The sequence below is a fragment of the Streptomyces sp. NPDC107521 genome (assembly GCF_055598485.1).
Genome location: NZ_JBVKAT010000021.1, coordinates 1 through 13,619, shown reverse-complemented (window position 1 = coordinate 13,619; position 13,619 = coordinate 1). Strand labels below are relative to the sequence as shown.

Below are 13,619 nucleotides of genomic sequence, written 5' to 3'. Positions count from 1 at the left end.
GGCCACCCCGCCTCACCGGAGCGTCCGGACGGGAGCGGGCCCGTCCGTCACGGACCGCCGGGTCCGTCACGGACCGCCGGGTCCGGGGAACTGCGCTGCCACGAGTCCCTGACCCGCCGCGGTGCGGAAGTAGAGGACGGAGCGGCCCGAGCGCCGGCGCTGGACCAGACGGGCCTCGCGCAGGATCCGCAGATGGCGGCCCACCGAGCCCAGGGGCAGCCCGGTGAGGGCCACCAGCTGGGTGGTCGTCTTCGGGGTGTCGAGCAGGGTGAGGAGCCCGGCCCGGGCGGTGCCGAGGAGGGCGGCCAGGGCCCTGGGCGCCGCGCGGAGGCCGTCGTCGGCCAGGACCCCCGAGCACGGGTAGACGACCGCGTACCGCAGGACGGCGGGCGGAGGCCGGCGGCCGGCCGGCGGGACGTCCCAGCAGAGCCAGCTCTGGTCCGGGGTGACCGGTACGAACATCAGCCGCCCCCGGGCGAGTTCCAGCGGTGGGCCGTCGCACTCGGTGGTCTGCAAGCGGTCGTCCCCGAGCCAGCGCATCCCCGGGCGCATCTCGTTCAGGGCGGTGGCCCAGCCGTGCAGCCCCAGCCGGGCGGTGCGGGCGACGATGTCCGCCTCGATGATCCGCAGGCGGCGCGGCCAGGAGCGCTCGACGGCCTCGGTCCACACCCACTCCAGCACGTCCGCGGCCCGCCGGGGCAGGTCGTCGCGGCGCAGGAGAGCCGGCAGCGGGCGGGCGAGCGACTCCTCCAGGTCGGCGCGGGCCGCCGCGGGCGGGGTGCCGCGGACCCGCTCCAGCTCCTCGGCGAACGGGCGGGCACCGTCGCCCGGCGGCGTGGGGGTGAGGAAGGTCGCGTTCCACCGGCGTCCCAGCGCGGCCCCGACCAGCGCGGCCGTGACCGGGTCACCGGCCAGGCGGTCCCGGTAGCCGGGGAGGTGGGCGGTCAGCCACCGGTGCTCACCGGGGTGGGCGGCGCGGCCCCGGTGCAGGGTCTTCAGGGCGGCGAGGGCCTCCGCCAGCGGCGAGACGACGAAGCGGCTCCCGGCGAGGGTGTCCGTGTCGACCCGCCACCAGCTCATGTGGTTTCGCCTCCCCGCGAAAGTCTGACGTCCGGTGTTCCCCGTCGGAGAGGCTCACCGCCATGCGTTCGTATCGCGAACTCTTCCGTACCGGCGAGTTCACCCCCCTCTTCCTCGCCTCGGCCGGGCAGACCACCGCCCAGACGGTCGGCGGACTGGCCCTGGGCGTCCTGGTGTACGAGCGGACGGGCTCGCCGCTGCTGTCCTCCCTCGCCATGTTCGGTACGGCGTTCGCCCAGGTGGTGGGGGCGGTCACGGTGCTGTCCGGTGCGGACCGGCTGCCGCCGCGCGCCGCCCTGACGGGCCTCGGCCTGCTCTTCGGCGCGGGCACGGCCGTCCAGGCCGTTCCCGGGCTGCCGGTGCCCGCCGTGTTCGCCGTCCTGCTGGGGCTCGGCGTCATCGGGTCGGTCGGCGGCGGGGTGCGGTACGGGCTGCTCCACGAGATCCTGGACCGGGACGGCTATCTGCTGGGGCGGTCCGTGCTCGGCATGTCCTCCGGGGTCGTCCAGATCTGCGGCTTCGCGCTCGGCGGGGCGCTGGTGACGGCCGTTTCGGCGCGCGGCACGCTGCTGCTGGCCGCCGGGCTGTACGCGCTGACCGCCCTGGTGGCCCGGTGCGGGCTCGGCGGGCGGCCGCCCCGGGGCTCCGGGAGGGCGACGATCGCCGCGACGTGGCGCGCCAACGCACGGCTCTGGTCCTCGGTGCCCCGCCGGTACGTCTACCTCGCGCTGTGGGTACCGAACGGTCTGATCGTCGGGGTGGAGTCGCTCTACGTCCCCTACTCGCCGGGCGGCGCGGGCCTCCTCCTCGCCTTCGGAGCCCTGGGGATGCTGATCGGGGACGTCGTCGCGGGCCGCTTCCTGCCGCCTCGGTGGCGGGAGCGGCTGACCGTCCCGCTGTGCGTCCTGCTCGCCGCCCCCTACCTGCTCTTCTCGCTGGGCCCGGGGTTGCCGACCGCTCTGGTGCTGGTCACCGTGGCCGCTCCGGGGTACGCGGCGGGGCTGCTGTTGCAGGAGCGCCTGATCGCGCTGACACCCGACGCGCTGAGCGGGCAGGCGCTGGGCCTGCACAGCTCCGGGATGCTCACCCTGCAGGGGATCGGTGCGGCGGTGGCCGGTTCGGTGGCCGAACTGACGTCACCGGCCACCGGGATGGTAACGACGGCGGCGGCCTCGCTGGCCGCGACCCTGATACTGGCCCCCGGGCTCCGCGGGGGCGGGGGGCCGGGCTACCAGTTCGAGTAGCGCGGCCGGGCACACCCCCGCGAACCCGGTGAAACCGCCCGCCGGCCAGCCCCGTGCCCCCGCTAGCGTGGGCGGATGACGATCTCTCAGTACGGTTCGTCGGCCCCCCTGGTCCTGGGTTCGGGCCCCGCCCTGGTCCTGGCGCACGGCGCGGGCAGCGACGTGCGGGACAGCTTCGGGCCCGTCCTGGACGCGCTGGCCGCGCGGCACACGGTGATCGGGCCCGACTACCCCGGCTCGGGCGGCACCCCGCTCACCGACGCCCCGCTGACCCTGGACGCGCTGGCCGACCACGTGGTGGCGGCCGGGCTGCGGTCGGGGGCGGAGACCTTCGCGGTCTCGGGCTTCTCGATGGGGACGGCCGTCGCCGTACGGGCGGCGGTGCGGCATCCCGGGCGGGTGACCGCGCTGGTGCTGTCCTCCGGGTTCGCCCGGCCCAACGCCCGGCTGCGCCTGGTCGTCGACGTCTGGCGGGCCCTCGGCCGGTCGGGCGACGGCCGCTCCCTGGCGGCCTACCTGTCCCTGGTGGTGGGCGGCGCGAGCTGGCTGGACGAGCGCGCCCCGGAGGAACTGGAGGAGCAGCTCGCCCAGTTCGCCGCCGGGCTCCCCCCGGGCACGGACCGGCAGCTCGCCCTCCTGGAGACCGTCGACGTGACGGGGGACCTGGCCTCGGTCCGGGTGCCCACCCTGGTGGTCTCCCCGCGGGAGGACGTGCTCGCCACCCCCTTCCACTCCCGTGAGCTGGCGGACGGCATCCCCGGCGCCGAACTGGCCATCCTGGACTGCGGCCACGCCATCGCCGCCGAGCGGCCGGCCGACTGGGCCCGCCTGGTCACGGACTTCCTGGCCGGCGCCGGCCGCGCCGGGGACCGCTCCTCCTGACCCCTCCGCCCGGACCCGGTGGAGCCTCCGGGGCGCCGGACCCGCCGGTGCCCCGGGAGGCTCCTTCCGCCGCCGGGCCCGTCGGCCGCCGGCGCCCGTCAGCCCGTCAGCCCGTCAGCGGGCGCAGGTACCGGTCCAGGAGGCGGTCAGGCAGCACCCGGGCCAGCACCGCCAGCCTGCGCACGTCGGCGCCCACCCGGTAGCGGGTCCGGGGGCGGGCCTCGGTGAGGGCGCGGGCGACGGCGCGGGCCAGGTCCCCGGGGGCGGTGCGGCTCTCCTTCGCGCCCTGCTCGTTGCCCGCGAGGAAGCCGGTGAACCGCTCGCGGTAGAGGGCGGCCACGTCGTCGCCCGCGTGCCGCAGCGCCTCCTGGGCGACCTCGTTGAGCTTGCCCCAGATCGGGGTGTCGATCGCACCCGGCTGCACCACGCTCACCGAGACCCCGAAGCCGCTCAGCTCGCGCCGCAGGACGTCGCTCAGCGCCTCCTTGGCGTACTGGGCGGCGGCGTACGCCCCGAGGTAGGGGAGCGCCACCGTGCCCAGGCCCGAGGTGATGTTGACGATCCGGCCCCGGGAGCGCCGGAGCTGCGGCAGGAACTCCTGGACGACGGCGAGCTGCCCCACCACGTTGGTCTCCAGCTGCCAGCGCAGCCGGTCCGCCGGTACGCACTCCAACGGCGCCGAGACGCACACCCCCGCGTTGTTGACCAGGCCCCACAGGGCGCCGCCGGTGTCCGGCGCCCCGTCGGGGCCGGTCCGCCCGGCGAGGTGCCGGGCGGCCGAGCGGACGGACTCCGCGTCGGTGACGTCGATCCGCACCGCCTCGATACGGCCGTGGGCCGAGGCCGCCGCCAGCGCGTCGCCGTCGGCCTCCCTGCGCACCCCGGCGAAGACCCGGAAGCCCAGGTGCTCCAGGTGGAGCGCGGTGGCGCGGCCGAGGCCGCTGGAGGCCCCGGTGACCAGGACGTTCCGGCCGTGCGGCACCACCGGGGCGGTCCGGGGCGCGGGGCGCGGCCGGGCGCCCCGCCGGGGTGTGTCGGCGACGGTCACCGGCCTCCCTCCGTCGCCGCGCCGGTGAGCGCGGGGGGTTCGGGGGTGAAGGTGAGGGACTGCTCCAGGATGCCGGTCAGCTTCCGGTCCGGCATGAAGCGGAAGTACGCGTCGCGCAGCGGCCGGCGCAGGTTCTCCGACTGCTCGAAGTCGCTGACCGACCGGGAGGAGGCCACCATGGCCCGGGTGCGGTCGCGGCGTTCGTCCTCGTAGGCCCGCAGCGCCTCCGGGACGTCCGTGGCGCCCCGCAGCCGCCGGGCGAGGACGGCGGCGTCCTCGATCGCCATGCCCGAGCCCTGGCCGAGGCTGGTGAGCATCGGGTGCGCGGCGTCCCCGAGCAGGGTGACCGGGCCGCTCCCCCAGCGCCGCAGGAAGACGCGGTCGCGGGAGGGCACGGAGAGGATGTCCTCCTCCGGGGTGACGGCGATGGCCTGTTCGACCTCCTCGGCCCAGCCGGAGAACGCCCGCGCCACCTCCGCCTTGCCGCCCCGCCAGTCGTGGGAGCGGGCGGCGGGCATGTTCTTCGTGCCCCACCAGTAGAGGAGCCCGCCGCCCATGTCGACCAGGCCGAACCGCTGCCCGCTGCCCCAGTAGTGGGTGACCGAGCCCGGGGTGAAGCGCTCGTGGCGGAACGGGGTGAGGGCCAGCCAGACGATGTAGCCGCTGTCCCGGGACTCCTCCGGCCCGGCCAGTTGCCTGCGGATCACGGACTGGAACCCGTCGGCACCGATCAGCACGTCGCCGCGGGCCTCCCGGCCGTCGGTGAAGCGGACGGTGACCTCGCCGGACCGGGGGTCGGTGGTGAAGTCCCGGGCGGTGGAGTCCAGGTGCAGGGGGATTCCGTCGGTGGCCTCCAGCAGCGCTCCCTGGAGCGCGGAGCGGGTGATCAGGACACTGGGCACCCCCAGCCGCCGGATGATCGCGGGGAAGGGGAACTCCCTGATCAGCCGGCCGCGCGCGGTGCGCACGTGGTAGGACTCCAGGATCTGTCCGCGCCGTTCCAGGCCGAGGTCGAGGCCGATGGAGCGCAGTGCCCCGACGGCGTTGCTCATGACCGAGAGCCCGGACCCCGCGGCCCTGAGTTCGGCGGCCCGTTCGTGGATCTCCACGTCCCAGCCGGCGTCCCGCAGCGCTGCCGCCGCGGTGAGTCCGCCGATGCCGGCTCCGATGACCAAGGCCCTGCGCCTGCCCATTCCACTGCCTCCGGTTCGCGCTGTCATCTCATTCCCCGATCAGTTCGGTGACGACCCGGACCACGTGCGCGATGTGCGGCTCCTCCATGATCGTCAGGTGGTCGCCGGGCACGTCGATCACGGTCAGTTCGCCGCTGGTGCGTTCGCGCCAGCCGTTGGTGGGATCGCGGTGCATGGACTGGATCGCGGTGTGCATGGTGTCCAGCACCTCGGGCAGCGGCTCGGTGGCGTGGATCAGGACGAGGTCCTGGTCCACCACGTCGGGCCGGTAGGCGAACGCGGCCCGCCAGTTGGCCTCGTACACCTGGAACAGGCGGTGGACGACGGCGCCGGTGGCCCCGGCCGGGAGCACTCCCTCGTCGACGGCCAGCTGGGCGATGAAGGCGAACTTCTCGTCCAGCGTGACCAGTTCCGGCGGGATCACCTCCTCGGGGGAGTCGCCGCCGCGCCGCAGCCAGAGCAGTTCCCAGAAGAACCAGTGCAGCAGCGCGTCGTCGCCGGTGCGCAGCCTGCGGCCCGGGTTGAGGGCGGTGGTGTCCAGCAGCACCAGCCGGCGCACCTCCTGGCCCTGGGCGCGCAGTTGACGGGCCATCTCGAAGGCGACGAAGCCGCCGAAGGACCAGCCGCCGATCAGGTACGGCCCCTCGGGCTGCGTCTCGCGGACGCGTGCGACGTAGCTCGCCGCGATCTCCGGGACGCCGCGCAGGGGTTCGGTGCCCGCGTCGACGCCCGCCGCCTGGAGCGCGTAGAAGGGGCGGTCCGGCGGCAGATGGGTGGCGAACCGGACGTAGCACAGGACGTTGCCGCCCATGGGGTGGACGAAGAACAGCGGGCGGGCGGCGCCCCCGGTCCGGATCGGGACGAGGGGGTCGAAGCCGGCCGTGCCGCCCCCGGCCCGCAGCCGGGCGGCCAGTTCGGCGACGGTGGGCGCGGCGACGAACTCGGAGAGGGGCACGGCCGTTCCGTACCGCTGCTCGATCAGGACGACCAGCCGCATCGCGGTCAGGGAGGTGGCGCCCAGGGCGAAGAGGTCGTCGTGGACGCCGAGCCGCGGCACGCCCAGCAGTTCGCGCAGGATCTCGATGAGGGCCGTCTCGTGGGCGTCGCGGGGTTCGGTGGTGTCCGAGGAGCCGGTGGCGGTGGTGAGCGGGATCTCGCGCAGGGTCCGGTCGTCGCGCTTGCCGCTGGGGGTGAGCGGCAGGGCGTCGAGCCACTGGAAGTGGGAGGGCACCAGGTGGTCCGGGAGGGCGGAGCGCAACTGCTTGACCAGCTGGGGCAGATCGGTGCGGTCGGGGTCGCCGACCAGGAAGGCGGCGAGGAAGGAGTCGTTGCCGTCCCGGCGCCGGGCGACCACGGCGGTCTCGGCCAGGCCCGGGTGGTGGGCGGCGAACCGGGTGATGGCCAGCTCCACCTCGGCCGGTTCCACCCGGTAGCCGCGCACCTTCACCTGGGAGTCGGACCGTCCGGTGCACACCACGGAGCCGTCCGGCAGGAGGTGGCCGAGGTCGCCGGTGCGGTAGAGCCGGTCGTCGGGGCCTCCCCCGGGCCTCGGCACGAACCGTTCGCCGGTGAGGTCCGGGCGGCCCGCGTAGCCGAGGGCGAGGCAGATCCCGCCGAGGTGGATCTCGCCGGTGACGCCGGGCGGCACGGGCCGCATCCGGGCGTCCAGGACGAGCACCTCGGCCCCGTCGACCGGGGTGCCGATGGGCGGCAGCGGCGGGAAGGCCGCCGGGTCGCCGGTCATCGTGTGGCGGGTGACCACGTGGGACTCGGTGGGGCCGTACTGGTTCTCCAGGATCACCCCGGGCAGCTCGGCGCAGAGCGCGCGGATCTCGTCGGTGACCCGCAGTTGCTCGCCGGAGGAGATGATCGCCCGGAGCGAGCCGGGGACCACGCCGAGCGCCTGTGCCGCCTCGGCGAGCTGCTGGAGGGCGACGTAGGGCAGGTGGAGCCGTTCGACCCGTTCCCGGTCGAGCAGCCGCAGCAGCGCGGGCGGGTCGCGGCGCTCGTCCTCGGAGAGGAGCAGGAGGGTGCCGCCGCCGCAGAGGGTGGAGAAGATCTCCTGGAAGGAGACGTCGAAGCTCATGGGCGCGTACTGGGCGGTGATGCCCCCGGTGACGCCGCTGGGCTGGCCGTTCTGCCAGGCGACGAGGTTGGCCAGGGAGCGGTGCGGCATCTCGACGCCCTTGGGGGCGCCGGTGGAGCCGGAGGTGAAGAGGAGGTAGGCGGCGGACGCGGGGTCGAGGGCGGCGGGCGGGGTGCCCTCGGCGGTGTCCCCGGGCGCCGGGGCGAGAAGGGCGGCGGCCCGGACGAGGGGCGTCGTCCCGCCGTCGCCGGGCAGGTGGGCGGGGTCGGTGCCGGTGGTGCTGTGGGTGACCACGGCCACCGGGGCGGCCTGCTCCAGCATGGCGGCGATCCGCTCGGGCGGGTAGGCGGTGTCCAGGGGCACCGTGGTGGCGCCCGCCCTGAGGATGCCGAGGAGGACGGCGACGACCTCGGGTGAGCGTTCCATGGCGGTGGCGACGCGGGTGCCGGGCCCGGCGCCGAGTCCGGTCAGCCGCCGGGCCGCGCGGTCGGCGGCGGCGTCCAGTTCGGCGTAGCTCCAGCGCCGGTCGCCGTGGACCAGCGCGGGGGCGCCGGGGTCGCGGGCGGCCCGCTCCTCGAAGGCGCGCACCACGTCGGGGGCGGGCCGGGCGGTGGGGACGGGGCCGAGGGGCTCGGCCAGGAAGCCGAAGTCGACCGGCTCGTCGCCGTGGCGGACGACGCGCTCCAGGATGCCGGTGAGGGCCCGCCCGTGCAGCGTGGCCTGGTCCTCGGTGAACTGCTGCCCCTGGTAGTCGACGCGCAGCCAGATCCCGCCGCCGCCGGGTTCGGTGACGGCGTTGACCAGGAGCGCGAAGTTGGTCTCCTCCCAGGTGCGGAAGTCCAGGGACTCGACGCCGGGCAGGGCGAAGACCTCGGCGAGCTGGTGGAAGTGGAGGTAGTTGAAGGCGGTGTCCAGGACGTTGTGGCCGGCGTCCTCCTGGATGGCGCTGAGCGGGTAGCGGCGGTACGGGTGGCTGTGCTGCTCCTGGCGGAAGGCGTCCCGGACGGCGTCGAGCCAGCTCGCCGGGGTGCCGGTGACCCGGACGGGCAGGGTGTTGAGGAAGAGCCCGGTGGCGCGCTCGGCCCCCTCCAGCTCCGGTCTGCCGTGCGTGACCAGGCCGGTGACCAGGTCGTCCTGGCCGGAGAACATCCGCAGGGTGAGCAGATGGGCGGCGAACAGCACGGACTTCACCGGCAGGGTGTGGGCGCGGGAGAAGGCGCGTACGGCCTCGGTGAGGTCGTCGGGCAGGTCCAGCCGCCGGGTGATCCGCCCCCCGCCGCCGGGTGCCTCGTGGAGCCGGAAGGCGGGCAGCGGCAGCCGGGGCGCCCCGGCGAGGTAGCCGGCCCAGTGGTCGCGGGCCTCCTCGGAGCGCAGCGTCCGCCGTTCGGCCAGCGCGTGGTGGGCGGCGATCCGTTCCGGGGCGGCGGGGACGGCGCCGATGGGTCCGCCCAGCAGGTGGACGTAGTCCTGGAGGAGTTCCCGGATCAGCGTGGCGACGCTGCCGCCGTCCAGGATGGCGTGGTGGAAGCTGAGCACCAGCTCGACGCCGCGGGGCAGGACGTGGACGCGCAGATGGTGCAGCGGGGGCCGGTCGAAGACGTATCCGTGGTGGCGGCGCTCCTCGACGTGGGCCGCGATGACCCGCTCCGCCTCCTCGGCCGGGACGTCCCGCAGGTCGGCGATGTCCAGGGCGCCCTCGATCGCGGCGTCCACGATCTGGAGCGGCTCGGCCCGGCCGCCCACGTCGAAGGAGGAGCGCAGCACGGGGTGCCGGGCGACCAGCAGCCGGTGGGCGGCGGTGAAGGCGCCGGGGTCCCAGGTGCCGAGGGCGAGGCTGTAGCGGAAGACGTCGCGGTACATCCCCGACTCCGGCTCGACCCGGCTGTGGAAGAGCAGCCCGAGCTGGAGCCGGTTGGCCGGCCAGGCGTCCTCGTGGCCCTCGAGACCGGCCCGGTCCACGCCGGAGACCAGGGCGAACGGCTCCAGCGCGGGCTCCTCGGGGGCGGGGCCGCCGGCGGTGGTGAGCGGCGCCAGGGCGGCGACGGTGGGGTTGCGCACGAGGTCGCTGAGGTCGAAGCGGTAGCCGCGCCGCTCGGCCAGGGCCCGGACCCGGAGCATGAGGACGGAGTCGCCGCCGAGCGCGAAGTAGTCGTCGTGCACCCCCACCCGTCCGGACCCCAGGACCTCGGCCCAGGTCTCGGCGAGGGCGGCCTCGGTGGCGTTCCTGGGTTCGGTGCGGGCGTGCCGGGGGGCGGCCACGGGCTCGGGCAGGGCCCGCCGGTCGGCCTTGCCGTTGGGCGTGAGCGGCACGGCGTCGATGCGGACGAAGACCGCGGGGATCATGAACTCGGGCAGGGAGCGGGCGAGGCCGGCGCGCAGCGCCACCGGGTCGTGCTCCTCCTCCGCCGCGTAGTAGCCGATCAGCCGGGTGCCGAGGGCGGTGTCGTGGTGGTCGACCACCACGGCGTCGCGGACCCCGGGCAGGGACGCCAGGGCGTCGCGCACCTCGCCCGGCTCGACCCGGTTGCCCCGGACCTTGACCTGTCCGTCGATCCGGCCCAGGTACTCGATCTCGCCGTTCGCGAGGAGCCGGGCGAGGTCGCCGGTGCGGTACAGGCGCCCGCCGGGGGCGAAGGGGTCCCCGGTGAACCGCTCGGCGGTCAGCTCGGTGCGGTCCAGGTAGCCGCGGGCCACCTGGACACCGCCGACGCAGAGCTCCCCCGGCACTCCGACGGGCTGCGGCTCGCCGTACGGGTCGAGCACGCGCAGCGCGGTGTTGGCGACGGGGCGGCCGATCGGAACCCTGCGCACCGGCCGGCGGGAGCCGGTGGGGCAGTCGTGGTAGGAGACGTCCACGGTGGCCTCGGTGGGGCCGTACAGATTGGTCAGGGCGGGGCCGCCGCCGGGCAGCGCCCCCAGCACCCGGGCGAACTGCTCCACCCGGGCGGGCGGCAGCGCCTCCCCGCTGCAGAACACCCGGCGCAGGCCCGAGAGCCGGGCGGCCAGACCGGGCTCCGCCTCCAGCAGGTCCAGGAAGGGGCCGAGCATGGACGGCACGAAGTGCACCACGGTGACCCGGCGTTCCTCGACGGTGCGCAGCAGCACCCGGGGGTCGCGCTCCCCGGCCGGCGGGAGCAGCGCCAGGCCCGCGCCCCGCACCGCCCACCAGAAGAGTTCCCAGACCGACACGTCGAAGGAGACCGGGGTCTTCTGGAGCAGCGTGTCGTCCGGGCCGAGCGGATACCGCTGCTGTGTCCACGTCAGGCGGTTGACGACGGAGTGGTGCTCGACCATGACGCCCTTGGGGCGCCCGGTGGAGCCGGAGGTGTAGATGACGTACGCCAGGTCCCGGGGTCCGGCGGCCGGTTCCGGGCGGGCGGCGGGGCCCTGTTCCACCAGCGGGCCCGCGTCGAGCACGGGCACCCCGGCGGGGAGGTCCGGCGGGGCCGCCCCGGGGCCGGTGAGCACCGCCCGCGCGCGGCTGTCGCGGAGCAGGAAGGCGACCCGCCCGGCCGGGTACGAGGGGTCGACGGGCACGTAGGCGGCACCGGACTTGAGCACCCCGAGCAGCACGGGCACGGTCAGCGGCCCGCGCTCCAGCAGGACGGCGACCCGGTCGCCGGGGGCGATCCCCTCGGCGCGCAGGGCGTGCGCGACACGGTTGGCACGGGCCTCCAGTCCGGCGAAGGTCAGCACGGCGCCGTCGGCCGCGGTCACGGCCACCCGGTCGGGGGTGCGGTCGGCCTGTTCCTCGAAGAGGCCGTGCAGGGTGGCGTCGGACCGGTAGGGGGCCTCGGGACCCTGCTGCGCCGCGACGAGGGCCCGCCGTTCGGCCGGGGTCAGGACCGGCAGCTCGGCGGCGGGCCGGTCGGGCGCGTCCAGTCCGTTGCGCACCAGGGTCAGGAGCTGGCCGGCGAACGCCTCGACGGGGAGGTCGTCGTCGAAGACGTCCGCCGCGTAGTCCAGTTCGATCCGCAGGTCGGCGTCGTCGTCGACGGCCCGGATCATCACGGAGAGGGCGTCCTGCTCGTGGACCGGGGCCGTGAGCGCCGTCTCCCGCTCCACCCCCTCCGGGAGTTCGGGGCTCGGACCGCGCAGATACGAGACGACCACGTCGAACAACTGCCGGGAGCCGGTCGCCGGACGGTCGCGCAGGACGTCGCCCAGGGCCAGCCGCTGGTGGGTCCTGAGCGCCCCGGCCCGCTCCCGTACGAGGGCGGCCAGGTCGCGCAGGGTGGCGTCCGCGGGGACCGGGACGCGCAGGGGCAGGTTGTTGGCGAACTGTCCGGCCGTGGCCAGTTCGCCGTCGGTGGTCCGGTTGAGGAAGGGGACGCCGAGGACGGTCTCGTCCGAGCGGTGCACCCGGGCCAGGTGGGTCGCGAAGGCGGCGGCGAGGTACGCGAAGGGAGTCGAGCCGCCGGCCCGGATGCGGGCGACGAGGTCGCCGCCGAGGGTGAGGGTGTGGTGGCCGCGCCGCGCGACGGCCGGGCGGTCGGGGGAGCGCCGGAACAGGGCGGGGGCCACGCCGTCCAGCGCGGCCCGGTGGAACTCCCGCGCCGCCGCGCGCTCCGGGGAGGACCGGTAGGCGGCGTCGGCGGCGGCGAACTCCCGGTACGAGGGGGCAGGCGGGAGCGGTTCGCCCGCCGGTGTGTCCGGGGCCCGCCGGGCGTACGCGGCCCAGGTGTCCCGGCTGACCGCGTTGAGGGTCCAGGCGTCCACGACGAGGTGGTGGGCGGCGAGGTGGAGGTGCAGCACCCCGGCGCCCTGCCGGACCAGCGCCGCGCGGAACAGCGGGGCGCCGAGCAGCGGGAACGGCCGGACGAAGGCGGCCTCCCGCCAGCCCTCCCAGGCCGGCCCGGGCTCCGGTTCCCCGGACAGGTCGACCAGCTCCACCGTGCGGGGGTCGTCGAGGAGGGCGGGGGTCCCCTCGACCCACTGGTACGGGACGCCGTCCCGCTCACCGAAGCGGAGCCGGAAGGCCTCGTGCCGGGCGAGGGTCCCGGCCAGCGCGGTGCGCAGCGCTTCGGCGTCCAAGGGCCCGGTGACCGTCTCACAGATCACGACGTTGAACTGGGGGCTGTCCGGGGTCTGGGATTCGGCGGCCCAGATGTCTTTCTGGTACGAGGTGAGCGGAAAATCGCGGCCTATAGCCACAAGGTTTCCTTTCTCTTCCCTGAGTGATCAAAGGATTCAGGGCAAGGTGGATTCCGAACAGCGGATACCGGAACACGAGGACGCGATCACCCTAGGCGCGCAAACCGCCGGGTGGCCACTGCGCACTCGGGTAGCGGGGCCTACTCACATAAGCCGTTGACCCGAGGCACACCTCTGTGACCTGCGCTTTCAAGAGCGTCAATATCGGCCCGTCCGCCACGGTCCGCCCCTTTGCCGCACCGGAAACAGGCGCCGCGGCACACCTCAAGGGACACATTCCGAGAGGGACGGAAAAGGCCCGGGAAATGACCTCACACCCGTCCGGTACACACCCCGAACACTCCCGCCCCACCATCCGCCGGAAATACGTCGCAGCCGGAATTCAGGGGACCGCCGGCCGCGGTTCACCGGACCCGGGACACCCCGGGACGAGGGGCGGGGACGGCAGTCGGAGGAGACCGCCGCGAAGGGGGCGGCGGCGCGCGGCGGGCCCGGGTGCGCCGCGTGGCGGCCCGGCCCGGAACCGCGGGGCGGGGCCCGTCAGCGGCGCAGCAGGAAGGGGGCGGCGCGAAGCCGTCCGCTGTGGATCCAGACGTCGGAGTATTCGACGGGGCGGTCGTCGGCGAGGTGGGTGACCTGCTGGAGGTACTGGACGGGGGCGTGCTCGGGGAGGTCGAGGGCGTGGGCGACGTCGGGGGTGGCGGCTTCGGCGCTGAAGGTGCGGCGGGCGGTGGTGATCTTGAGGCCGTAGGTGCCCTCGAGGGTGCCGAAGAGGCTGGCGGTGGTGAAGTCGGTCCGTTCGATGCCGGGGGCGAGGTCGGTGCGGACGAAGTTGAGGAGGAGGGCGACGGGGCCCTGGTCGGTGCGGCGGACGCGGGCCAGGCGCAGGACGCGGGTGGTGGGGGTGACGTCGAGGAGGGCGGCGACGGGGC

7 protein-coding genes are annotated in these 13,619 nt (G+C 75.4%); 2 read left to right on the top strand and 5 right to left on the bottom strand.

Features of this window, described 5'->3' with window-relative positions; genetic code table 11:
• Positions 1 to 66 precede the first annotated feature (66 nt).
• Positions 67 to 1,080: an ArsR/SmtB family transcription factor gene (locus ACZ7LB_RS26010; protein WP_471471639.1), complete on the bottom strand. Its 1,014-nt coding sequence runs from the start codon at positions 1,078 to 1,080 to the stop codon at positions 67 to 69.
• Between the two features lie 62 nt (positions 1,081 to 1,142).
• Here ACZ7LB_RS26010 and ACZ7LB_RS26005 point away from each other — a divergent pair, with 62 nt between their 5' ends.
• Together ACZ7LB_RS26005 and ACZ7LB_RS26000 are read left to right on the top strand one after the other, a co-directional pair.
• Positions 1,143 to 2,324, top strand: coding sequence for an MFS transporter (locus tag ACZ7LB_RS26005; RefSeq protein ID WP_471471638.1), 1,182 nt, complete (start codon positions 1,143 to 1,145; stop codon positions 2,322 to 2,324).
• Positions 2,325 to 2,399: 75 nt separating this feature from the next.
• Positions 2,400 to 3,206 carry an alpha/beta fold hydrolase gene (locus ACZ7LB_RS26000; RefSeq protein ID WP_471471637.1) on the top strand — a complete coding sequence of 269 codons (807 nt, stop codon included), beginning with the start codon at positions 2,400 to 2,402 and terminating at the stop codon, positions 3,204 to 3,206.
• Between the two features lie 106 nt (positions 3,207 to 3,312).
• Here the strand turns inward: ACZ7LB_RS26000 and ACZ7LB_RS25995 are convergent, their stop codons facing one another.
• The 4 genes from ACZ7LB_RS25995 to ACZ7LB_RS25980 all read right to left on the bottom strand — a co-directional run.
• Positions 3,313 to 4,254: an SDR family NAD(P)-dependent oxidoreductase gene (locus ACZ7LB_RS25995; RefSeq protein ID WP_471471636.1), complete on the bottom strand. Its 942-nt coding sequence runs from the start codon at positions 4,252 to 4,254 to the stop codon at positions 3,313 to 3,315.
• Complete coding sequence (locus ACZ7LB_RS25990; RefSeq protein WP_471471635.1) at positions 4,251 to 5,447, bottom strand: FAD-dependent monooxygenase; 1,197 nt, start codon at positions 5,445 to 5,447, stop codon at positions 4,251 to 4,253. The genes ACZ7LB_RS25995 and ACZ7LB_RS25990 overlap by 4 nt, the downstream gene beginning before the upstream one ends.
• Before the next feature lie 28 nt (positions 5,448 to 5,475).
• Positions 5,476 to 12,687, bottom strand: a complete 7,212-nt coding sequence (locus tag ACZ7LB_RS25985; protein ID WP_471471634.1) for an amino acid adenylation domain-containing protein — start codon at positions 12,685 to 12,687, stop codon at positions 5,476 to 5,478.
• 540 nt (positions 12,688 to 13,227) lie between these two features.
• The coding region (locus tag ACZ7LB_RS25980; protein ID WP_471471633.1) for a GntR family transcriptional regulator at positions 13,228 to 13,619 on the bottom strand (392 nt) is incomplete at its 5' end.

Coding starts and splice junctions, on each gene's coding strand:
- ACZ7LB_RS26010 (WP_471471639.1), bottom strand. CDS start 1,080: ATGAGCTGGTGGCGGGTCGACACGGACACCCTCGCCGGGAGCCGCTTC.
- ACZ7LB_RS26005 (WP_471471638.1), top strand. CDS start 1,143: ATGCGTTCGTATCGCGAACTCTTCCGTACCGGCGAGTTCACCCCCCTC.
- ACZ7LB_RS26000 (WP_471471637.1), top strand. CDS start 2,400: ATGACGATCTCTCAGTACGGTTCGTCGGCCCCCCTGGTCCTGGGTTCG.
- ACZ7LB_RS25990 (WP_471471635.1), bottom strand. CDS start 5,447: ATGGGCAGGCGCAGGGCCTTGGTCATCGGAGCCGGCATCGGCGGACTC.